A 23,679-nucleotide genomic window follows, 5' to 3' on the forward strand; every position below is an offset into this window, starting at 1 on the left:
AACCTCGCAGGACCCGGGGCACTGTTTGAGCCGTATTTTGGCGAGTTTGCCCCGGGTCCTGCGAGGTTTCGTCCTCTTCTGCGTAACCCGTTCTTAGGCGCCGCCGAAGCGAATTCGGCTCCCGCTCCTTTTGTGCCCCCTGCCCAGAGCTCCCCCTTGCACCGGCCCGCTCCGGCCCATCCATCCCCAGCCGGCCCCATCCATCCCCAGCCCCGCAGGAATTCAGAAAACTAATCCCGCTAATTTCTTGCATTCCGGTGGATTTCTTAGTACAATAACAGGAGTGAAAGGAAGAGGGACATGGGTATACCGGTTAAGTTACAGGCGTTTGAGGGTCCTTTGGACCTGCTGCTGCATTTGATTGATAAGAATAAAGTAAATATTTATGATATACCGATTGTGGAGATTACGAATCAATATCTGGAATATATAGAGGAAATGCACCGTCAGGATCTGAATGTGATGAGTGAATTCCTGGTTATGGCGGCTACTTTGATCGATATCAAGTCCAGGATGCTGCTGCCGAAAGAAGTAAACGAGGCGGGCGAAGAGGAAGATCCCAGACAGGAGCTGGTGGAACAGCTGCTGGAATATAAGATGTATAAGTATATGTCTTATGAACTGCGGGACAGGCAGATCGATGCGGGAAAAGCCCTGTATAAGGATTCTACCCTGCCGGATGAGGTGAAAGAGTATGTGGAGCCTGTGGATTTGACGGAGCTGATGGGGGATTTGACCCTGACGAAGCTGCATTATATTTTCAAATCCGTGATTAAAAAACAGGTGGACAAGATTGACCCGGTCCGGAGCAAGTTTGGGAAAATAGAGAAGGAAGAAGTCAGCCTGACGGATAAGATCGCCTACGTGGAGCAATACGCCGCGGAACATCCGGATTTCAGCTTCCGGGAGCTGCTTGAGAAGCAGGCGGGAAAGATGCAGGTGATCGTTACTTTTCTGGCTGTTCTGGAGCTTATGAAGATGGGCAGAATCCGGATCATGCAGGAACATATTTTTGATGATATACAGATCAGCGCGGCGTAAGGCAGAGGAGTAAGATGTGGAACTTATGAGAATAGAAGCGACTATCGAAGCGGTTTTATTTACCATGGGAGAGTCCGTGGAACTTAAGAAGATCGCTGTGGCGATTGGCCATGATGAAGAGACAACCAGAAAGATTATACATAATATGATGGACAAATATAAGGCGGAGGACCGGGGAATCCAGATTATTGAGCTGGAGGACTCCTTCCAGATGTGTACGAAGCCGGAGATGTACGAGGCGCTGATCCGGATAGCCAAACAGCCCAGGAAGTATGTACTTACCGATGTGCTGCTGGAGACCCTCAGTATTATCGCCTATAAGCAGCCGGTGACACGGCTGGATATCGAGAAGATCCGGGGAGTGAAGTCCGATCACGCGGTGAACAAACTGATCGAATATAATCTGGTCTGTGAGGTAGGGCGGCTGGATGCTCCGGGCAGGCCGATCCTGTTTGGCACGACGGAGGATTTTTTGCGGGCATTCGGGGTACATTCCATCGAGGATCTGCCCAGCGTGAATCCGGAACAGCTGGAAGATTTTAAAGCGCAGGCGGAGGAAGAGGCGCAGATGAAGCTGGAGGTATGAGAAATGAAATTGAGCGTGATTCTGCTGGCGGCCGGCAGCGCCAGACGTTATGGCGGGAACAAACTGTTAACAGAGATAAATGGCAAACCAATGTACCGGAATATCCTGGATCGGATTCCGGAGATTGGTTTTTCTTTTTACCGGAAAATCATTGTTACCCAGTATGAGGAGATAAAGCGTCAACTATGCCAGACCGACTGGACCGTAGTCCGCAATGATCAGCCGGAGCTGGGGATCTCCCGTTCCATACGTCTGGGCCTGGAGCAGGCAGGGGACTCAGATGCATATCTGTTCGCCGTCTGTGACCAGCCGTATCTGCAGGCGGTTACCATGAAAAAGCTCATAGCCTGTTTCCAAACTACAAAGAAAGGGATCGCATTTGTGATGAGCGGTAAGGAGCCGGGAAACCCTGTGATTTTTTCCTCGGCTTATCTGGATGAATTGAAAAACCTGGAAGGGGACAGAGGCGGTAAGGCCGTGGTGCGAAGGCACATGGAGGATTGCGCCTGGGTCGAGGTAAAGGAGGCCAGAGAACTTAGGGATATTGACCGTCCTTATGGGGTGTCTCTTCTGGAAGAATTGCGTATTGATCTTAAGCGGGACAGAATATTTTCCATTGTGGGGGCCGGGGGAAAGACTACCACGATGCATCGTCTGGCAAAAGAGCTGAGCGGGCAGGGGGCACGTGTTTTGATGACGACCACCACTCATCTGTGGTGCCCCAAAGAACAGTTTGTGGAAGTGAAGGAAGCAGAGGATCTGCGGCGTGTGCGTAAGATGCTTGAGGTGGAACGTTGTCTGACTGTAGGCAGGCGTGTTCCGGGGAATAAAATTACCGGTATAGGGGAAAGGTTATATCCGGAACTGGTCCGGATACCAGACTATCTGATCGTGGAAGCTGACGGGGCCAAGGGGCGGCCTCTGAAGGCTCCTGCGGAACATGAGCCGGTTATTTTCCCCGGCAGTGATGTAGTGATCGGGGTTATAGGTCTGGACAGCCTGAACCGGCCGGTCGGGGAGATCTGCCATCGCCCGGAACTGGCTGCCTGTATTCTGGAGGTGGGAGAAGAGCATTTGGTTACAATGGAGGACCTGTATCGGATAGCCAGAAGCCCTCAGGGGCTTCGCAAAGAGGTAAGCAGTGAAAAATACCGGGTGATCTTTAATAAGGCTGATTTGATGGATCCTGGAGCCGGACAGAGTTATTGGGTGGCTCAGGATATCGGATAGCTCTCAAAAATGTAAGCAATCGGGTAATATGATCAGAACGGAAAAATCCCCCAAAAGTGGTGAAGCTTTTGGGGGATTTTTCGTTCATGATTATTTGGAAGAGTAATTAGATAAAGGCTTTGTTATTCTTCCGGTCTCCCTATGCACGGGATTTCCGTTTCAGGAAGAAGAAGATTCCTGCACCCGAACCGATCAGAAGTATTACAATCGGGATGATCGGTGATGTATCACCGGTGGAAGGTGCATTGGTGGTGCTGTCCGAACCGCTGTTCCCGGAACCGGAGTTATGGTTGGAACCATTGTTATCACCAGGGGCCGGGGTCGGTGTAGGTTTTCCGGGATCCGGAGTTGGTGTAGGCTTGCCGGGATCCGGGGTCGGTGTCGGATTATCAGGATCCGGGGTAGGTGTCGGCGTAGGAGACGGAGTAGGTGTAGGCTCTCCACCCTCTTTGACAAACACAGCGGATACTTTATAATCCTGTCGGATATTGGTCAGATCATAGGAAGTAATGGCTCCCAATGATTTTCCGTTTAAGGTTACGTCTTTTAATGTGTATCCTTTATCTGCAGTGATGGTAAAGTTGGAGGAACCGCCGAAGGCGACTTTTTCCTTTTGAATCTTAACTTTTCCACCGTCGGTCTTGCCTGCTGTCACGCTGTAGTACGGAAGATCGGGAGAATTATTCCAGATCGGGTTTCCGCCTTTTACATTCGGCAGATAATTCATATTGTGGTTTACCTTAAGCCAGCTGTAATAGGTGCTGTTATCCTTTCCGGCGCTTGCGAAGTCTACAAGTTTTACAGGAATACCGTTTACGGTCTTAGTCTCAAAGAAGAGCCAGCTGCCTTCGCCGCTTCCATCGGATACGGTCATTTTCTTAAGGTCCGTGGTCTGGAATCTTGCGGCGTCTCTGGCGAGATCACTGTAATTGGAATCCAGAGCTAACAGGATAGGGCCATAGTAGACGGAAGAATAACCTTTGTAGTTTTTCTCGCCCAGCCAGTAGTGAACGCTCATTTCCAGATCCAGCTCGATTATGTCGCCGTCTTTCCATTCTCTGTTGATGGTGTAATATTCGCCGGGAACTACATTCTTCATTTCCTCGCCGTTGACCTTGACCGCATTCGTGTAGGACCAAACCGGGATACGTAAGTTAAAGTTGAATGCTTCATTTTTCGCCATATCCAGAGTGATCTTAATCGCGCCATCCTTCGGATATTCGGTTTCCTGCTTAATGGTGATGGCATTTCCGCCGGGGGTCAGAGTGCTTGCTGCGGAAGGACCGTAGTAATTCAGATACAGGTCCGTATCATTTCCGATTACGCCCCACTGGGAAAGTTCACCCAAACCGCGGCTGGCATTTGCCTGGCAGCAGTTAAAGTCAGGGGAACCGGAGTTGTACTGGAAGGCAATGTCGACCTGAGAGGCCACTTTTCTGCCGTCCATGGGAGTATTGTAAGTTACATATTTGTCGTCTTCCAACAGAGAGCCTAACATTCCGTTGAAATAGGAGAGCTCTAATTCATCTGCTACATAAGAATTCTTCGACAGCTGGAGATATTCTGTTCCAAGTGCCATCCAGGAGATGGTACAGCAGGTTTCGATGGCGCCTGTGTTGTAAGGATCGCCTACAGCCTGCTCGCCGCTGGTGAATCCGCCGTCATTATGGCGGTCGGTCTTAGCGATACTCCACCAGATATCCTCCAGCGCGGTATAATAAATCGGATCTCCCTCAATCTCATATAATAAGCCAAGTGTGATAATCGTATGTAATGCTTCCCATCTGGGCAGTTTGGACTCATAGTATTCTTTGCCTGCCTGGGCGTTGTTTAACCAGTCACCGGATTTCGGCCAGTCTTCCACGATGATCTGTTTCGCCGTATTCAGATACCTGGTGTCACCGGTATACTGGTACAGCAGTGCGAATACGTGGCTGATACCAAGGTTCATGGTCTGGCTGCCTGCGGAGTCAAAGGTCTTTCCGCCTTCTACGAAATATTCATAGATATAATCAGCGGCCTTTATCGCAGTTTTTAATGCAGTTTCGTTGCCGGTCAGCCGGTACCAGTCATAGAGGCCGTAGATGCAGTGATAGTGATTCCATACATCCCAGTTCGCTCCATTGCCGCCCATACGGGCGCTGCCTGTGTAGATACCCAGGTATCCATCCTCGCCCTGCGCGTTGGTTAATTCTTCGACCAATTTATTGCCGGCCTCCAGGAGAGCCGGATCATCGGATAAGCGGTAGGTATAGGCCATTCCCGTTAAGAGCTTGCCGGGGAATTCACTGTACCAGGGTACTAATGCGCCGGTATAGTCGTTTCCGCCTTCCCGGATATTTTCCAGATCCCATACGGTTTTAAAGGTTTCAGTACCGGTCATGGGAGCAGGGGAATCAGCAGAACCGTTTACATCTCCAACGATAGAGAAGTTATCAAAGTAGAAGTTCTTTCCTAAGGTATTGTCATTCCCTTTGAAATGCATCTGGAACTGGTGAACATCTTTCAGGTCGATCACATCGTTTGAGCCTTTTTCAGACCAGTATACTTCGAATGAATCGGCACTGAATGGAATATTTACCCAGCCGTTGAAGCCTGCCGGTACGGAAAAAGTGCGGTTTGCATTTACTTTAATATCTGTCCAGTTCGTGCCGTCTGCACACAGACGGATGGTCTGGCCTTCTCTTAACTGCCAGGATTCCCGGCCATTATCTGTGGAGGTATTACTTTCCTCGAAAGCAAAGCGGATATCCAGGGTGCCTTCCGTTAATTCAGTGGCATTTAGCTGGAACCATATTTCTTTTGCTCCGCTCCAGTCCGTAGTCGCTTTGGGATCGCTGCCGAATTTGATATCTATATCATTGTACTCATTTTTCGGAGCAAGTTTATTGTGATTCCATTGAATCGTTTTTCCGTCTCCACCGGTGGTTGCCAGTGTAAGCCGGTAGGTACTCCCGCTTAACATTCCGAATGCGTCGCCCAGAACAGAGGCTAAGGTCGGATTTTGGTTTGAAGTTCCGGTGCTTATGATCTGTTCAATAATATTCGGGTTGTCTTCTAACGCATGCAGCAGCCAGTTGTCAATATTCCCCTGGATATTTCCGCCTACGTAACCTTCCAGATTCAGGTCGGTTAAATGGCTGGAAGCACGTTTGGTATCCGGAGCCATGAGCGGAGGATTCATAGGAATCTCGTCGTCTTTCGGATATTCGGGATCTGTAGGTTCTATTACTTCACCCTGTTCGGGATCGGTTTCTTCACTGACGTTTACATTCAGAACCAAAGAAGCAGTCCGGAATACATTATCCGTGGCGCTGATGACGAAGCTGTCAGGACCGGAATAACCGGCGTTGGGTGTGTACACCAGAGTTCCATTGGATGCGTTAATGAATGCCTGTCCGTTCTGAGGCGCCGAAGCGATGCGATAACTGACGGGGCTGCCATTTGCACTGGTGGCGCTGCAGTCTGTGATGGATGTGGCGCTGTTTTTGTAGCAGCTCAGATTCGGATCGCCTGTAATGGTATCATTGAACACAGGAACGTCAGCCGGGTTATCGTTAGACTTTACAGGAAGCTCAGAGCCGCCTACGTCGCCGACAAAGGAGAACGCATCGAAATAGATCGATGTGCCGACATTGGCGTCACTGCCGTTCACGCGCATATTTAGCTGGTTCACATTATGTAAGTATAAATTGCCGTCATCTTCCCCGTGGGTGCTAAAATACTGAGACCAGGTCCTGTTATTTAACGGAACGCGTACCCAGCCGCTGAATCCGGGATCCAGAACGATCATATGATTGTCATCGACTGTTTTGGTCTGCCAGGAGTCCCCGTTCTGTACGTAGAAAACCACTCCGGATTTCAGTTCCATTGCATGAAGGACATCATCATGGGTGCCTTCCTGGAAAGCGAAATGAATTTGGGCAGAATCACCAAACTCTGATGCATCCGCGTAAAACCATGCTTCGGTTGCACCTCTCCAGTCCATAACAGCTCCCGGTGCCCCAGGGAGTTTGAAATCCAGATCTCCATACCAGTCACGGGTGTTCAGGCTTGACCATGCTAAAGCATTGGAACCGTCCACACCTTTACCTGCCGCTACAGATAAACCACAGGTAGGAGCATCTCCTAACGACATACCGGAATAATCTCCAAGCATACCGCCTTCGGCAACAGTGAGTATGGAGTCATCCATATCTTCAATACTCCAGGCCTGCTGGATCGTAGGCGGGGTATCCGTAGGAAGAGAAGTTCCATCGTCGAAATTACCGACCACACCGATGCTGTCAATCAAAGCTGTTTTATTCTGTGTGGTTCCGTTCCCATTTATATGCATATTCAACTGATTTACATTTTTGAGATACAGCGTGTCATCACCCATCCAGTAAGCGCTGAATGTGGAACTGTCCAGAGGAATTCTGACCCAGCCCCGGAAACCAGGTTCCAGGTTTACACAGCTGTCGCTGACGGTTCCGCTTTTCCAACCGCTGCCATCGTTGGTTCCGTAGGCTGCCCCATTTCTTAATGCGAGAGCATGGAGGCCATTGCCGCTGCCGTCTGATTTAAACATTTCTTCCTGAAATGCAAACCGGATCTGACTTGATTCAGAACCAAAACTGCTCATATCAGCGTAAAACCATAATTCCTGTGCTCCGCTCCAGTCGGTATTTTTGGTACCTTCCGGCAGCATATGATAACGTAGATCGCAATCGCTGTAAGCACCTTCTCCTGCCAGGTCTGTAAAGGCCAGAGCATTGCTTGCGTTTACACCGGCTCCTTCACCGAGAGACCAGGAGTATTTTCCATCACGGAGCATTCCAAACGGGTCTGCGATAGAATTTGATAAATCCTCACCTGATATACCGTCCATTCCCCAGACTTCCTTAAAAGATAAAGCGGCTGAGGGTTCTGCCTTAGCCGTTAAGCCGGTGGTCAGGACTGACGGCAATAACACGGCGGCGGACAGTAACAAACTGATACTCTTCCGTAACATTCGGTTCATAAAAAACCTCCTCATAAGTTATAAAATTGTTACGCTGCTAAAAAACGTTAAATAAAACGTTAAATAATTGATTACTTTTGTCTCCGTAAAAATGATCACCCTCCGTCATGTTAGGATTGATTTATAAGTTACATCGATGTAATTTAACAAAATTATTAATAAAACTATTGTAAAATAATTACAAAAAAGTTTTAACAGTCCCTTAACAATTTGTTTATATTTAAAAATTTAGTAGATATCAGGGGAAAAGTCAATGCGAGAGCGACAGTATGAGAAATACTTACATGCGATCAGAAAACGATCACGTAACGATTAGAAATGATCACGCAGGAATAATTATTTCTTTCCACGGAAGTGCTCATAGCAATAAAAAATAGTAGCGCTCGAAAAAGCCTCGCTGACTATTTTTCATGCATCGCACGTAAGTGCCCAAAATACGGGCACAAGTGCTCATAGCAACAAAAAATAGTAGCGCTCGAAAAAGCCTCGCTGACTATTTTTTATGCATCGCACGTAAGTGCCCAAAATACGGGCACAAGTGCTCATAGCAATAAAAAAACAGCCTCTATATAAAAAATAGAAGCTATTCAATCAGAGTAGATTATTCATCTTCTTCGGGATAAATAATCTGGCAATTATTTTTCTCAAACAACTCGAAATATTCCGGCGGAGGCTTAATGTCCGTCACCAGATAGTCTATGTAATCAAAACCGCAGGTCCTGCTGAAATAACGGCTTCCGAATTTTGTGCTGTCACACAGCAGAATCCGGGTCTGGGAGTTTTCCAGCATGGCCAGCTTATAGCGGGACTGATCGACGCTGGCTTCCGTAATCCCGTCGGGGATCAGCCCGGTGCAGGATATGATGGCAAAATCCGCATAAAATTTGGATAATGCCAATATTGTATCGCTCCCGGTGGTACTTCCCATCTGACTCTCCACTTTGCCGGACGGAAAGAAAATATCCCAATCTGTCTGTTGAGACAAAAACTGCGCACAGCTCAAACCATTCGTAACCACCGTAAGCTTCTGCATCTGTGTCAGACTCATAGCCGCGTAGTAAACCGTCGTACTGCAATCCAGAAAAACCGTGCTGTAATCTTTCACTAACACGCTGGCCAAATCACCGATTCTTTTCTTGACTGTGATATTCTTGGTCTGGCGAATAGATGAGGCGGGTTCTGTATTACCACTTTCATATAGAATAGCCCCACCATGCACTCGATGTATCAAATGGTATTTTTCTAATGTAGTTAAATCCCGTCTGATTGTTGCCGGACTGGCATATAATTCCTTACAAAGCTGCTGCACCGTTACAGCCTTTTTTTCCTGAATATACTCCAGTATTTGGCAATATCGTTCTGTCAATACCACTTGATATTCCTCCCATGTATCACTAGAAAGATATTCCTTTTGTCTTCACAAAAAATGTTATATAAATTGTATTAAAATGTCAATGAGTGATCAGTTGGATGACAAAAACTTACAATTAGCGATGAAACAATCAGGTAGGCATCAAGCTTTGATCAATTATTTTTTCAGCTATTCGGCTAACTCCTCCCAGCTTATCATTAGTTTTTCCAATTGCCCTGAGATATCGGTTTTTTCCTTATTTAATAAGATACATTGTTCCACATCCGTATAGATCTCCTCCAAAGTCAGCAGCCGGTCAATCTGTGCGTCCCTGGTTTCCAGCTCTGTGATCTGCTCTTCTATTCTGCGCAGATCATTTTCGCGTTTCCGGATTCTGGCCTGTTCCTCTTTCTGCTGCTGCCAGGTAAGTTTGTTTTCTGATACCGAATATCCGTCATCCTCCATATCGGTTGTGCCTGCATAGATCTGTGTTAACTCATCCCGTTTCGATAGATAATAATCATAGTTACCAATATAATTGACCAGAGTCTGGCCGGTCAAATCCAGAATCCGGGTAGCCGTCTCATTGATAAAATACCGGTCGTGAGAAACATAAAACACCGTGCCGGTATACTGCTTCAAAGCGTTTTCCAGAATTTCCTTGGAAGCGATATCCAAATGGTTGGTGGGCTCATCCAGAATCAGAAAATTGGCCTCGGAGAGCATCAGCTTAGCCAGGGACACCCGGCCCCGCTCCCCGCCGCTCAGATCCCCGATCCTCTTGAATACATCATCTCCGGTAAATAAAAATGCCGCCAGCACATTCCGGATCTGGGTATTATTCAAATCCGGATAGGTATCCGACAATTCCTCGAACAGAGTCTTCTCCATATGCAGAACATGATGTTCCTGATCATAATAACCGATCTGCACATTCGTCCCCAGAATAATATCCCCTTCGTCCGCTGGAAGCAGACCGTTAATAATCTTTAGAATCGTAGTCTTTCCTGTGCCATTATTTCCAATAAGCGCGACCCGTTCTCCCCGCTTGATATCAAAGTGAATCCCACGGAATAACTCAAGAGGAGGGAACGACTTCGAAAGATTCTCCACCGACAGCACGTCATTCCCGCTGGTAATCCTGGGCTCCAGATGTATCCTCATCTGGGCGGTATCCTCCGCCGGTTTTTCCAGCACCTCCATCTTATTCAGAAGCTTCTCCCTGCTTTCCGCTCTGCGGATGGATTTCTCCCGATTAAAAGAACGCAGCTTCGCGATCACATCTTCCTGGTGCTTGCGTTCCCGCTGCTGATTCAGATACTGTTTCACCAGCGCGTCCCGCAGCATCGCCTTCTTCCGGGCAAAATCCGTATAATTTCCCTGATAGACCGTCGCTTTCGTCCGTTCCAGTTCAACCACCTTCGTCACGATCCTGTTCAGAAAATACCGGTCATGGGCTACCAGAATCACGGCCCCCGGATACCCTTTCAGATAAGTCTCAAGCCAGGTGATCGACTGCATATCCAAATGGTTTGTCGGCTCATCCAGCAGCAGGATATCCGGGTTGGACAGCAGAAGCCTTCCTAAAGACACCCGGGTCTTCTGGCCGCCCGAGAGCGTGTCCACCTCTTTATCAAAGTCCTCCTCCCCGAACCCGAGCCCTTTTAAAACCCCTGTGATCTCACTTTTATAAGCATACCCGTTTTTCAACTCAAACTCATGGGTCAGCCTGGTATAAGTCCCCATCAACTCCTCCAGCGCATCCCCCTCCACTGATTTCATATCGATCTCAATCTGCCGGATCCGCTGTTCCATATCCAGGATATCTTGTTTCACCGACAACAATTCCTCATAAATGCTGCGCCCGCTGATCAGCTCCTGATGCTGTGCCAGATACCCAAGGGTTTTTCCCTTCGCCATCACCACTTCCCCGGAATCCGCCGTCAGCTCCCCTACGATAATTTTAAGCAGCGTGGATTTCCCGACCCCATTATTTCCCACGATCGCCGCTTTTTCTTTTTCTTCTATATGAAAAGAAATATCTGAAAGAATCGTTTCCTCTCCAAAAGCCTTATGTATACTCTGGCAAGCTAATATCATACCTACCCAGTCCTTTCGTCCAAACTCTGTATTCCGCACATACAGTTGAAACCATTATAACCTGACGGCCGGTTCCATTCAATAGTTTCTTATATTTGGCGCCGCCAACCAATTCCCAACTTTCCCCAATAAGGTTTGACAATAATTTGGCAGATATTATATAATGGAAGCATGATATGAGCTAGGAGGAAGTACCGTGGAAGAGAAGGAAATTTCAAAGGCGGTTATTCGCAGGCTGCCAAGATATTATCGTTATCTGGGAGAATTGATGGAAAGCGGCGTAGAGCGGATTTCTTCCAATGAACTGAGCGAACGGATGAGGGTGACGGCGTCGCAGATACGCCAGGATTTGAATAATTTCGGTGGGTTTGGCCAGCAGGGATATGGTTATAATGTTAAATATTTATACGATGAGATCGGACGCCTGCTGGGACTGGATAAGAAACATAATGTCATCATTATCGGCGGAGGAAATCTGGGTCAGGCGTTGGCTAATTATCCGGCATTTGAAAAACGGGGATTTATTGTAAAAGGGATCTTTGATATTAATCCGAAGCTGTCCGGCAGGACAGTCCGGGGGATTCCAATTATGCCCATGGAACAGATGGAAGAGTTTATTAAGGAGAATGACATTCAGATAGCGACGCTGACGCTTCCAAAGACGAGCGCTACGGAAGTGGCCGACCGGCTGATTTCTTACGGCGTCCGCGCGATCTGGAATTTTGCACATACGGATCTGAATGTTCCGGAAGGTGTGATGGTGGAGAATGTACATCTCTCCGAGAGCATTATGCGTCTGTCTTATAATCTGACCAGATATGAGGAAGAGCATAAGCAGGAGATAAAGGGGAAGAAATAATTGAAGTATTTATTGAACTCTCAGGAAATGAAATGCTGTGACAACTATACGATTGAAAAAGTAGGGCTGCCCTCCATGGTACTGATGGAAAGGGCAGCTCTAGCTGTAGTTCGGGAGGCCTTGTCCTGCGGCTGTGATCTTAAGCGGGTCCTGGTGGTGTGCGGTACAGGGAATAACGGGGGAGACGGCATGGCAGTGGCCAGACTCCTCCATGAAAAGGGAATACCGGTGGATGTGTATCTGACGGGTCAGGAGGAGAGGTGTTCTGCCCAGGCGGCTGCACAGTTGGGAATTTTACGTGCAATTGGGCTGGAACCGGTAAGCAAAATGCCTTTGTCGGAATATACTATGATAGTGGATGCTATTTTCGGCATCGGACTTACCAGAGAGGTGACAGGTGATTATGCGCAGTGTATCCGGCAGGTGAATGAGTCAGGAGCCTTTGTTCTGTCCGTGGATGTGCCCTCCGGCATTAACGCGGATAACGGCCGTGTGATGGGCGCTGCGGTAAAAGCGGATGCCACGGTGACGTTTGCATATGAGAAGATAGGCCTGCTGCTGTATCCGGGAGCCGGATATGCAGGCAGAGTAACGGTGCAGGATATCGGAATTAACTGCCGGGGACTGGAGAAGCCTCCCCGTGTGTATACGTATGGGAAAGAAGATCTTAAGCGTCTGCCGATGCGGCCGGCGTATTCGAATAAGGGTTCTTTTGGAAAGGTTCTTCTGGTGGGCGGATCGGTCAACATGGCCGGAGCGGCTTATTTCTCAGCAAAGGCTGCGTATCGGACGGGGGCCGGACTGGTACGGATCTATACCGGTGAGACAAACCGCCATATTCTGCAGAATCTGATTCCGGAAGCGGTGCTGACTACTTATAGGGAAGAGGAAGCTTCCCTGGAAGCATTGAAGGAAAGCCTCAGATGGGCCGATGTGGCCGTAGTGGGACCCGGCCTTGGAAGAAGCTTTACCGCGCTGCGGGTTTTGGAATATATAATGAAAAATGCGCAGATACCCCTGATTATTGATGCGGATGGTCTGAACCTGCTGGCCGGGCATCCGGAATGGCTTAAGAACCATAAGCAGCAGGTCATCATAACGCCTCATCTGGGAGAGATGAGCCGGCTGACGGGTAAAGAGATATCGGATATCTCATCAGATCTATTGAATACCGCCGGAGAGTTTGCGGGGGAGAATGGGTTGACCTGTGTTCTGAAAGATGCCAGAACGGTTGTGGCCGCACCGGATCAGAGGCTCTATATCAACCGGACCGGTAATAACGGAATGGCCACCGGCGGATCAGGGGACGTTCTGACTGGGGTGATTGCGGGACTGATTGCCCAGCATATGCAGGTGGAGGAGGCGGCAGCTTTTGGAGTGTTTCTGCATGGATTGGCTGGAGATGCCGCGGCAAAAAAGTGCGGAATGTACAGTCTGATGGCACATGACCTGGTGGATAGCATTTCGGAAATATTAAAACCGCAGTAAATGCGGCACTGGAGGAAACGGATACACCATACCTGAATTTTAGCCGCAGATCATGCGGCACTGGAGGAAATGGATACACCATACCTGAATTAAGCCGCAGATAATGCGGCACTGGAGGAAAGCATGAAAACTTACAGCAGGGTGTTTGCAGAAGTGAACTTGGATGCAGTTGCATATAATATGGAACAGATGCACAGAAATTTATCGCCGGGTACGTCTGTGATTGCCGTTGTGAAAACGGATGGTTATGGTCATGGCGCGGTACCGATCGCCCGCCTGGTGGAAGGATATGACTATGTGTGGGGATTCGCGGTGGCTACCGCGGAGGAAGCCCTGATACTGAGAAATCACGATATTACCAAGCCGATTCTGATTCTGGGCTATGTGTTTCCCGAACATTATCAGGTGCTTCTGGACCAGGGGATTCGGCCGACAGTGTTCCGTATGGACACGGCAGCACAGTTGTCGGAGGAAGCGGTAAAATCCAATGAGCCGATGAAGATTCATGTGAAAGTGGATACGGGGATGAGCCGCATCGGTTTCCCGGATACAAAAGAGAGCATTGAGAAAATAAAGCAGATCGCTGCTATGCCTAATCTGATAATAGAAGGGATTTTTACCCATTTTGCCAGAGCAGATGAAAAAGATAAGGAATCGGTCCTTGAGCAGATCCGTCGGTTTTCAGATTTTACGGAGCAGCTTGAGGAGGCGGGGGTAGCCATACCACTGAAACATTGCTCCAACAGCGCCGGAATTATCGAGCTGCCGGATGCGAATATGGATGCGGTCAGGGCAGGGATTTCTATCTATGGCCTGTATCCTTCCGATGAAGTGGAGAGGAATACGGTGCGGTTAAAACCGGTCTTGTCTCTGTACAGCCGGGTGGTTTATGTGAAGGAACTGCCGGCAGGGGTCGGCATCAGTTACGGTTCCACTTTTGTCACGGAGCGAAGAACTGTGGTGGCCACGATTCCGGTCGGCTACGGTGACGGTTATCCCCGGACCCTGTCCAATAAGGGGGAAGTCCTTATTCGGGGCAGGCGCGCGAAGATTCTGGGAAGAATCTGCATGGACCAGTTCATGGTGGATGTCACTAAGATCGGAGGAGTCACCCCGGGGGACCTGGTGACCATGATCGGGACAGACGGAGGAGAAGAGATCAGCGTAGGGGAGCTGTCCGGGCTCTCGGGCCGGTTTCACTATGAATTCGTGTGCGATCTGGGCAAACGGATTCCCAGAGTGTATAAGGAGCATGGAAGGACTGTGGAGACCAGGGATAATTTTGAGGAATAAAACCGTGTAAGAACATGTCGGCAGAAAAATCACGGATACATAGTATACACGCAAAAGATCAGGCAATACTATAGGAAACGGCCGGATTTGGCCAAAGGCCTATAGGATGATAGGGAAAGAATTAAGCGGAGTGTGAATGTAGTGATTATAAAAAGAGGCGACATATTTTATGCGGATCTGCGGCCGGTAATCGGCAGCGAACAGGGCGGTATCCGCCCCGTATTGATTATACAAAATGACGTTGGAAACAAACACAGCCCCACAGTGATCTGTGCGGCGATTACATCGAAAATGAATAAGCCCAAGCTGCCCACCCATGTGGCGCTGGATGCCCACAAATACGGAGTGGTGAAGGATTCCGTGATCCTGCTGGAACAGCTGCGCACCATCGATAAGAAACGGCTAAAGGATAAGGTATGCCATCTGGATCAGGAAATCCTGGAAAAAGTGGATAAGGCCCTGCTCATCAGTTTGGATTTGGATACATAAGACGGGGACGTACCTTGACGCAGTACAGGCATCATGATATAGTTTAAAAAAATAGTAGCGCTCGAAAAAGCCTCGCTGACTATTTTTCATGCATCGCACGTAAGCGGCTAAAAAGCAGCCGCAAGTGCTCATAGCAAAAAAAATAGTAGCGCTCGAAAAAGATTAAGCCGCAGTAAATGCGGCACTGAATGAAAAGGAGTTTGAGAAAAGAATGGAAGATGGCGGCAGTCCCAGTATAGGGATTCTGGTTTTCCTGGTATTTGTCCTGATCGACGCCCTGTTTTACGGGTTTGGAGCGGCCCTGCAGGCGATTAACAACAAGCAGGTGGAGGAACGGGCCCAGTCAGGTGATAAGAAGGCAATGAAGCTGAAGGCGATGATGGACAACCCGGTACCCTTTATCAATGCGAACCAGTTATCCGTGACATTGATGGCGATTATCATAGGTTTCTATGAAGTCAGGATCTGTTCCATAACGATTTACCGCTGGATGGTTTCCGATGCCTGGCCGGAGCTGACACTGAGAATCCCGCCGGTCGTGCTGGAACGAGGCGTACTGGTAATTATAACGGCTGTATTTGTATACCTTCTGTTAAGTTTCGGGGTCCTGGCTCCGAAGAAAATAGCGGAACGAAAGCCCGAGAGTTTTGCCTATGGGCTGGTAGGTCTGATGAGTGCTGTTACAACCATACTTTATCCGCTTACATATTTGATCACGAAAACTTCGAATTTCTGTGTACGGATTTTTGGGATGGACCCGCATTCGGGACCGGGAGTGACGGAGGACGAGATTATTTCCATGGTGCATGAAGGGCATGAGCAGGGAGTCCTGGAAGCCAGCGAAGCGGAAATGATCACAAATATTGTAGAGTTCGGAGACAAAGAAGCCAAAGATATTATGACCCACCGGAAAAATATCGTGGCCATGGAGAACAGCCAGACCCTGGAGGAAGCTTACCGCTTTGTGGTGGAGCAGAACAAATCCAGATTTCCCGTATATGAAGAGGACATTGATAATATAACAGGAATCCTGCACCTTAAGGATGTCATGGTCTGTTACCAGAAGGAAGAGCAGCGCTGTCTCCCCATCAGCCAGGTGGAAGGCCTGGTCCGCCCGGTGGTGTTTATCCCTGAGACCAGGAATATCGACCTTCTGTTTAAAAGTATGCAGTCCCTGAAAATGCATATGGTAATCGTGGTGGATGAATATGGACAGACCGAAGGTCTGGTAGCCATGGAAGATATCCTGGAAGAAATCGTGGGAAGCATTCTGGATGAATATGATGAGGATGAAGAGCAGATCGAAGAGCAGGCGGACGGTACCTACCGGATGGAGGGAATGACCGAATTGGAGGACATCGAGGACCTGCTGGGGATAGAATTTGCGGAAGAATACGAGACTTTGAACGGCTTTCTGATATCGCTTTTGGAGCGGATACCTAAGGACGGGGAAGCCTTTACCGTGGAATACGGGGGCTATCTCTTCCACGTACTGTCTGTGGAAAATAAGATGATTCAGGAAGTAAGTGTTGAGAAAATTCCGGAGACGGAAACGATTAGGGAAGATGAGTAAATGGATCTGTTAATGGTAATAGAAAAAATGATTTCGCTGTTCCTGATGATATTAATCGGGTATGCGGCGAACAAAGCAGGAATTCTGGACAAAACGGGCAATCAGAGACTATCGGCATTGATACTGAATATCTGCTGCCCGCTGCTGATCGTATCCGCTGTGGCCGGCGGAAATGCAAGCGGCAGCAAATCAGAAGCTTTTATGGTGCTGGGACTGGCATTTCTGCTCTATATTGCTTTGGGAGTCATAAGCCTTATGGTTCCCAGGCTTTTTCATGTAAAAGATAGTCAAAAAGGCCTGTTTCAGTTTATGACCATCTTTCCCAATGTGGGATTCATGGGATTCCCGGTGGCGCAGGTAATATTTGGAACAGAATCTTTGTTCTATGCGTCTATGTTTAACCTGGCCTTTAACCTGCTGGCCTTTACACTGGGAGTCTATCTGATCCAGAAGGATGTATCCGACGGAACGGCTGGTAAAATCAACTGGAAAAAAATCTGTAATATGGGAACCCTGATGGCGGTGCTGGCAATGCTGATCTATCTGCTGGATATAAAGCTGCCGGATGTAATCGCGGATACCTGTTCCATCGTGGGAAATGCCACCACGCCGCTGTCTATGATCGTGATCGGTTCCACCATGGCGGGAATATCACTGAAGTCTGTATTCACGGACGGTAAGGCCTATCTGTTCAGCATCATGAAGGTGATACTCATACCGGGTCTGTTCTGGCTGGTGGGTCATTTGTTTATAGAGAATCCGATCGTGCTGGGGCTTCTGGTCATCATCGCAGGTATGCCCTGTGCCAGCATTACAGCCATGTTCGCCATCGAATATCACAGTGACGCGGATACCGCGTCCAGGTATGTGTTCATGACCACGCTCATGTCCTTCCTGTCCATACCGGTTCTGGCCCTGCTGTTGTCTATGTAGAGAGGGGAATGGCTTCCTCCCGGCATGTAATTGTATCTTGTCATTTAAAACAAAGGATGTTAAAATACAAAATGGATATTTTTGTAGAAAGAAGAGGAGAATAGTTATGTCCGGACATTCGAAATTTGCAAATATCAAACATAAAAAAGAGCGGAATGACGCGGCAAAAGGAAAGGTATTTACGATAATCGGAAGAGAAATTGCCGTTGCGGTCAAAGAGGGCGGAGCAGATCCGGCCAATAACAGCAGATTGCGGGACGTAATAGCCAAGGCGAAAGCCAACAACATGCCCAACGATACCATCGACCGGGGAATAAAAAAGGCGGCCGGAGACGCGAATTCCGTAAATTACGAATATGTCTCCTATGAGGGGTACGGCCCCAGCGGAATCGCGGTGATCGTGGACGCGCTGACCGACAATAAGAACCGTACCGCGGCCAATGTGCGCAGTGCATTTACAAAAGGCAACGGCAATATCGGAACACCCGGCTGCGTGTCTTTTATGTTTGACAAAAAAGGCCAGATCATCATCGACAAAGAAGAGTGTGACATGGAAGCGGATGACATTATGATGACGGCGCTTGACGCGGGGGCGGAAGATTTTTCCGAGGAAGAGGACAGCTATGAAATTATCACTGATCCGGATGATTTCAGCAGTGTACGGGAAAAATTAGAAGAGGCGAAGATTCCGATGGCCAACGCGGAAGTGACCATGATCCCCCAGACATGGGTGGAAACCATCAGCGACGATGACCGGAAATGGTTCCAGAAAACATTGGATCTGCTGGACGAGGATGATGACGTGCAAAACGTATATCACAATCTGGATGAATAGGTTACACCATACCAGAAATTAATTTTACGGAGGAAAGCTCATGGAATTTATCGAAGGAAAATGCCCGAAATGCCAGGGAGTGCTGCAGATTCCCGGGGATCGTGAAAAAATCATCTGTATGTACTGCGGCGAGGAAATCGAGACAGCTGCCGCGGTAAAGCAGGAAGAAACACAAAAACAGGCCGAGTCGGAAAAAAAGAAAAAAGATGAGAGAGCCTATGAGCGGGATTATCAGATGGCCATAGAGGGAGTTCCCAAGATATTATTCAACATGGACCAGCCGTTGGTAAACTTTAAGAAAGGCCTGTATGAGGGGGCTTTCCGGAAGCATTATATGCAGCACATCGTGACACTGGAAGCGATTGAGAGTGTCTATCAGATGGCAGAGGACAAAGACCGTGTGTTAAACGACCTGTCCATGGCTGTGGTGGAGAAAGCGCGCAAAGAGCTGGAGCCCGTCACGAGAAAAGGTCCCCGGGGCCAGAAAATCATGGATTTTAATATGGGGCTGGTTGTTTTTGCCATACCTACCATTCTGGAATATAAAGGGGAGTCCTCCGATCCGCTGGCAGACCGGATTCTGGAACTGTGGAACAAGGAGTTTCCGCAGCATCATGTGGGGAAAGCCACTTTTGCGGATATCAACGGTGGATTCCGCAGAAAATTCTGTTATATCACCACAGCAGTCTGTGAGAGTCTGGGGAAACCCGATGACTGCTATGAATTGACCCTTCTTCGCAATTACAGAGACCAATATCTGGCCAATCAGGACGGCGGGGACGCGATTATCAAAGAGTATTACGATATCGCGCCGACGATCGTCAAGAGGATCAATAAACGCACGGACCGCAGAGAAGTTTATGAAAGTATTTGGGAGCAATATCTGTCTCCCTGCATAAAACTAATAGAAGAAGATAAAAACACAGAGTGCCAGGAGATTTATTCCCAGATGGTAAGAGAATTACAGAAAGAATATCTTTTCTAAGCTGCCCCGTGTGTTTTGACCGAAGGAGGATACAATGAGCAAAGATTATCGATTGGAGACAAAGTGCATCCAGTCTGGATGGAAGCCGAAAAAAGGGGAACCCAGGGTCCTTCCGATCTATCAGAGTACCACATTTAAGTACGACACCACAGAAGAGATGGGAAAGCTGTTTGACCTGGAAGAATCCGGGTATTTCTATACCCGTCTGCAGAACCCCACCAATGATTATGTGGCAGCCAAGATCGCGGATCTGGAAGGCGGAGTGGCAGCGATGCTGACCTCTTCGGGGCAGGCGGCTAATTTCTATGCGGTTGCCAATATCTGTGAGGCCGGTGATCATATCGTATGTTCCAGCACCGTGTACGGCGGGACCTATAACCTGTACGGAGCTACCCTGAAAAAAATGGGCATAGAATGTACCTTTGTAAATCCCGATGCGGATACAGAAGAATTAAACAAGGCTTTCCGCGAAAATACCAAAGCTGTCGTGGCGGAATCGGTAGCGAATCCGGCCCTGGTGGTTCTGGACATTGAGAAATTTGCCGGAATCGCCCATGCCCATGGGGTTCCGTTAATTATCGACAACACGTTCCCCACCCCCGTCAACTGCAGGCCCATCGAATGGGGAGCCGATATCGTAACCCATTCCACCACGAAATACATGGACGGCCATGCCATGTGTGTGGGCGGCTGCATTGTGGACAGCGGGAACTTCGACTGGGAAGCCCACACAGATAAATTCCCGGGACTGACCACGCCGGACCCTACATACCACGGTATCGTTTATACGCAGAAATTCGGCAAGGGCGCTTATATTACCAAAGCCACCGTACAGCTGATGCGTGACCTGGGCTCCATCCAGTCTCCCCAGAATGCTTTCCTTCTGAACGTAGGTCTGGAGACTCTGGCCCTTCGGATGGAACGCCATTGCTATAATGCGGGCAGGGCAGCGGAATACCTGGCTGCTCATGAGAAAATAGATTTTGTCAACTACGCGGGGCTGCCCGGGGACAAATATCATGCACTGGCACAAAAATACATGCCCAAAGGGACCTGCGGTGTCATCTCTTTCGGCCTGAAAGGCGGCAGGGACGCGGCGATCCGGTTTATGGATCACTTACAGCTGGCAGCCATCGTTACCCATGTGGCAGATGCCAGAACCAGCGTGCTTCATCCGGCCAGCCATACACATCGCCAGCTGAACGATGAACAACTGCTGGAAGCCGGCGTGACTCCGGGAATGATCCGGTTCTCCGTTGGAATTGAAAATATTGATGATATCCTGGAAGATTTGGAGCAGGCTTTGGATTTTGCCTGAATTTCAAAGCAATCGGTTAAGCAGTTCCGGGAGCCTCTGAAAACAGCGGGGATGTCGGCTTGTGAGCCGGCATCCCCGCTTGACTCCCTCCGCTATCCGGCCATGTTTGGAGTTTGAGCGGGAAATAAAGCCTGCTGGATGTAAAGCAGTTAATCTGTTAGGATTAGCTGTTTTTTTTATTTGATAGGAAAGGGGATTTGTGTTCCGTTTTGTATGGAGGTATTTGGGGTTATTCCGTGATCTTTAAGAAATCTTCAAAAATTACCCGTATTCTATAACTGCACTCAAAAATGGACCCGGCGGTAAGAGAAGGCTGGTGATAAGCGGCGGGTCTGGAATCTATCGGTTAGAGTATGGATAAAAAGGAGGATGAAAATAATATGGCTTACATTTTAGAAACAAATAATCTATGTAAAACATTCGGAAGGCAGAACGCGGTGGATCACGTGTCTTTGCATGTCCGGGAAAATACGATATACGGATTATTAGGGCCGAATGGGGCGGGAAAATCGACGACGTTAAAGATGATTACAGGGATGCTTCGTCCGTCGGATGGTACGATACAATTCCGCGGACGGGAATGGAGCAGGAAAGATTTGGAACAGATTGGGGCTTTGATCGAAACGCCGCCGCTTTATGAAAACCTTACTGCTGTGGAGAATTTGAAAGTCCGTGCCACATTATTGAATATTCCGGGGCGGAGAATCGATGAGGTGTTGGACATTGTCGAGTTGAAAGATACCGGGCAAAAAAGAGCCGGCCAGTTTTCTATGGGAATGAAACAGCGGTTGGGGATTGCCATTGCTTTGTTAAATAAGCCGAAGTTATTGATTTTGGATGAGCCAACGAACGGATTGGATCCGATCGGGATTCAGGAGCTGCGAAGCCTGATCCGTTCTTTTCCCTCCAATGGCATGACGGTTATTTTATCCAGCCATATCTTGCCGGAAGTACAGCTTATCGCAGATGATATCGGTATTATCTCAGACGGGAGACTGGGGTATGAAGGAGAGATGGATAAGGATGTGAACCTGGAAGAATTATTTATGGATACTGTTCGAAAAACAAAGGAGGGGATATGAAATGTGGAACTATCTGGCTTCTGAAAAATTAAAATATAGACACACGTTTACACGGCAGTTGATATGGATCGCCCCAGCAGTTGTGATCTTGCTGAATGTTCTTTCCCCTGTCTGGTATCAGCAGAATTCGTTTAACTGGTGGTATGTTGTGCTGTATCCGGGGTTTCTGACTTTCCTGTGTATTTTGGTAAATCAAAAGGACGGGGGAAAGCTTAAGTATTTTGCTGTCTATCCGCTGCCTGTGAACCTGGAGAAACTGTGGTATGCGAAGGTTGCCGTGTGTATGGCCTATGCTCTGATGGCAAATGTTTTTCTTATGGTCTGCAATGTTTTGGGAGGATTACTCCTTTCCCGGATTTATGGGATACCGATGACAGTTCCCGTATTGCGTGCGCTTGCAGGAACTATATGCATTGTCCTGGCGAGTGTCTGGAACATACCTCTTTGTTTGTGGCTTTCGAATAAAATAGGGGGATTTGCCACATTGATTGTTCATGTGGGACTTGGTTTTTTATTAGGGGTGTCGGGTGCAGACTCCCATTTCTGGATTTTGTGCCCCTATAGCTGGGCGGCCCGTTTGATGGTTCCGATACTTGGAATTCTGCCAAACGGAGAACCGGCAAACGCAATGGACTTGCCGGTTTCCCCGGTGCTGGCGGGAGCGGCCTTAATCCTTTCTTTGGTTTTGCTGTCTGTACTTTCCATGGCAACGGCAAAATCATTTGCCAGACAGGAGGTTCGATAATGGGAATCCTGATCAGGTGTATCCAGGCGGAGAGCATGAAAAGCAAACGCACGCCGCTTGTTTTTATTCACTTATTGTTTCCGGTCGTGGGGGCTTTGGTATTTGCCGGCTATTTCCGGACCACAGGCAGGCTGGGGATGCAATACGCCAGCGCGTTTTTGGAAGCGGCTGCGATCGCTTTTCCATTTCTTGCCGGAATTACGGTAAGCATTGTGATACAATTAGAAAGCGAAGCAGGACATTTTCAGCTGATGCTGGGGACGATCCGGTCGAGAGCAGCCGTTTATACCGGAAAACTGGTATATCTGTTCCTGCTCGCAGCGGTGTCAACGGCTCTCTGTCTTATTTTGTTCGCTGTATTATACCCGGTGGTGCCAATTTCGTTTTATCGGAAGCCTCTGGGAGTCCTGCTTTTATCTAATTTACCTGTTTATCTGATCTCCCTGTTATGCGGCTTTCGGTTTGGAAAAAGTGTACCTATGGGATTGGGAATTGCCGGAAGTTTGGTATCTGCGCTTATGATGACCGGGTTAGGGGATTCTGTCTGGAAGTTCATACCGTGGGCTTGGGGAATACGGCTGGTTGAGTTTCAGGTTTTAGAATATATCAGTCCCGAACAATTTTCCTATTGGCTTCCTGAATGCGAGACAGGCTTCTTTCTTATGTTGGGGATTACAGTCATTTTATTTGTGTTCAGCCTGATATGGTTTAACCGTTGGGAGGGAAGGAAAGGAAATGAGTAAAAATAAAGAGATCAAAGACAAGGAGG

General features: G+C 48.3%; 18 protein-coding genes and 1 pseudogene. 15 read left to right on the top strand and 4 right to left on the bottom strand.

Annotated features, from left to right (window positions below; translation table 11 throughout):
* Nucleotides 1-300 precede the first annotated feature (300 nt).
* The 3 genes from ABC831_RS24110 to yqeC are packed head-to-tail and all read left to right on the top strand — an operon-like array spanning nt 301 to nt 2,857.
* Nucleotides 301-1,041 (top strand): segregation and condensation protein A, encoded by a 741-nt coding sequence (locus tag ABC831_RS24110; protein WP_343250625.1) that lies wholly within the window; start codon nt 301-303, stop codon nt 1,039-1,041.
* A 25-nt stretch (nt 1,042-1,066) separates the two neighbouring features.
* On the top strand, nt 1,067-1,627 hold the full coding sequence (gene scpB, locus ABC831_RS24115; protein ID WP_425524623.1) for an SMC-Scp complex subunit ScpB: 561 nt from the start codon (nt 1,067-1,069) through the stop codon (nt 1,625-1,627).
* Nucleotides 1,628-1,630: 3 nt separating this feature from the next.
* A complete protein-coding gene (yqeC, locus tag ABC831_RS24120) occupies nt 1,631-2,857 on the top strand; it encodes a selenium cofactor biosynthesis protein YqeC (RefSeq protein ID WP_343250627.1) in 1,227 nt (408 codons plus the stop codon).
* 139 nt (nt 2,858-2,996) lie between these two features.
* Here yqeC and ABC831_RS24125 read toward each other — a convergent pair whose 3' ends face one another.
* The 4 genes and pseudogenes from ABC831_RS24125 to ABC831_RS24135 all read right to left on the bottom strand — a co-directional run bounded on the left by ABC831_RS24125 (nt 2,997) and on the right by ABC831_RS24135 (nt 11,310).
* The gene (locus ABC831_RS24125; protein ID WP_343250628.1) at nt 2,997-7,859 is read right to left on the bottom strand and encodes a beta-L-arabinofuranosidase domain-containing protein; all 4,863 of its coding nucleotides are present in this window, start codon (nt 7,857-7,859) and stop codon (nt 2,997-2,999) included.
* 601 nt (nt 7,860-8,460) lie between these two features.
* Nucleotides 8,461-9,078, bottom strand: a complete 618-nt coding sequence (locus tag ABC831_RS24130) for a DeoR/GlpR family DNA-binding transcription regulator (RefSeq protein WP_484840529.1) — start codon at nt 9,076-9,078, stop codon at nt 8,461-8,463.
* A pseudogene (locus ABC831_RS26600) lies at nt 9,064-9,261 on the bottom strand (DeoR family transcriptional regulator); the annotation flags it as partial. The gene ABC831_RS24130 and the pseudogene ABC831_RS26600, both read right to left, overlap by 15 nt.
* A 138-nt stretch (nt 9,262-9,399) precedes the next feature.
* Entirely contained in the window at nt 9,400-11,310 is a 1,911-nt protein-coding gene (locus ABC831_RS24135) for an ABC-F family ATP-binding cassette domain-containing protein (protein WP_343250630.1), read from the bottom strand.
* Between the two features lie 196 nt (nt 11,311-11,506).
* Here ABC831_RS24135 and ABC831_RS24140 point away from each other — a divergent pair, with 196 nt between their 5' ends.
* The 12 genes from ABC831_RS24140 (at nt 11,507) to ABC831_RS24195 (ending at nt 23,653) form a co-directional block, all read left to right on the top strand.
* Entirely contained in the window at nt 11,507-12,169 is a 663-nt protein-coding gene (locus ABC831_RS24140; RefSeq protein WP_343250631.1) for a redox-sensing transcriptional repressor Rex, read from the top strand.
* A complete protein-coding gene (locus ABC831_RS24145; RefSeq protein WP_343250632.1) occupies nt 12,170-13,657 on the top strand; it encodes an NAD(P)H-hydrate dehydratase in 1,488 nt (495 codons plus the stop codon).
* Nucleotides 13,658-13,780: 123 nt separating this feature from the next.
* Nucleotides 13,781-14,950 (top strand): alanine racemase, encoded by a 1,170-nt coding sequence (alr, locus tag ABC831_RS24150; protein ID WP_343250633.1) that lies wholly within the window; start codon nt 13,781-13,783, stop codon nt 14,948-14,950.
* Between the two features lie 141 nt (nt 14,951-15,091).
* Nucleotides 15,092-15,439: a type II toxin-antitoxin system PemK/MazF family toxin gene (locus tag ABC831_RS24155; protein WP_158346919.1), complete on the top strand. Its 348-nt coding sequence runs from the start codon at nt 15,092-15,094 to the stop codon at nt 15,437-15,439.
* 211 nt (nt 15,440-15,650) lie between these two features.
* Nucleotides 15,651-17,012, top strand: a complete 1,362-nt coding sequence (locus tag ABC831_RS24160; protein WP_343250634.1) for a hemolysin family protein — start codon at nt 15,651-15,653, stop codon at nt 17,010-17,012.
* Nucleotides 17,013-17,945, top strand: coding sequence for an AEC family transporter (locus ABC831_RS24165; RefSeq protein WP_343250635.1), 933 nt, complete (start codon nt 17,013-17,015; stop codon nt 17,943-17,945).
* A gap of 106 nt (nt 17,946-18,051) precedes the next feature.
* Entirely contained in the window at nt 18,052-18,780 is a 729-nt protein-coding gene (locus ABC831_RS24170) for a YebC/PmpR family DNA-binding transcriptional regulator (protein WP_343250636.1), read from the top strand.
* Between the two features lie 40 nt (nt 18,781-18,820).
* Nucleotides 18,821-19,765: a CFI-box-CTERM domain-containing protein gene (locus tag ABC831_RS24175; RefSeq protein ID WP_343250637.1), complete on the top strand. Its 945-nt coding sequence runs from the start codon at nt 18,821-18,823 to the stop codon at nt 19,763-19,765.
* A gap of 34 nt (nt 19,766-19,799) precedes the next feature.
* Complete coding sequence (locus ABC831_RS24180) at nt 19,800-21,083, top strand: O-acetylhomoserine aminocarboxypropyltransferase/cysteine synthase family protein (RefSeq protein ID WP_343250638.1); 1,284 nt, start codon at nt 19,800-19,802, stop codon at nt 21,081-21,083.
* 380 nt (nt 21,084-21,463) lie between these two features.
* Nucleotides 21,464-22,165, top strand: coding sequence for a lantibiotic protection ABC transporter ATP-binding protein (locus ABC831_RS24185; protein WP_343250639.1), 702 nt, complete (start codon nt 21,464-21,466; stop codon nt 22,163-22,165).
* Between the two features lies 1 nt (nt 22,166).
* The gene (locus ABC831_RS24190; RefSeq protein ID WP_343250640.1) at nt 22,167-22,910 is read left to right on the top strand and encodes a lantibiotic immunity ABC transporter MutE/EpiE family permease subunit; all 744 of its coding nucleotides are present in this window, start codon (nt 22,167-22,169) and stop codon (nt 22,908-22,910) included.
* Nucleotides 22,910-23,653, top strand: a complete 744-nt coding sequence (locus ABC831_RS24195) for a lantibiotic immunity ABC transporter MutG family permease subunit (protein ID WP_343250641.1) — start codon at nt 22,910-22,912, stop codon at nt 23,651-23,653. Before ABC831_RS24190 ends, ABC831_RS24195 begins: the two co-directional genes overlap by 1 nt.
* Nucleotides 23,654-23,679: the final 26 nt, after the last annotated feature.

Origin of the sequence: Diplocloster hominis (assembly GCF_032380655.1) — a bacterium.
Lineage (GTDB): Bacteria > Bacillota > Clostridia > Lachnospirales > Lachnospiraceae > Diplocloster > Diplocloster hominis.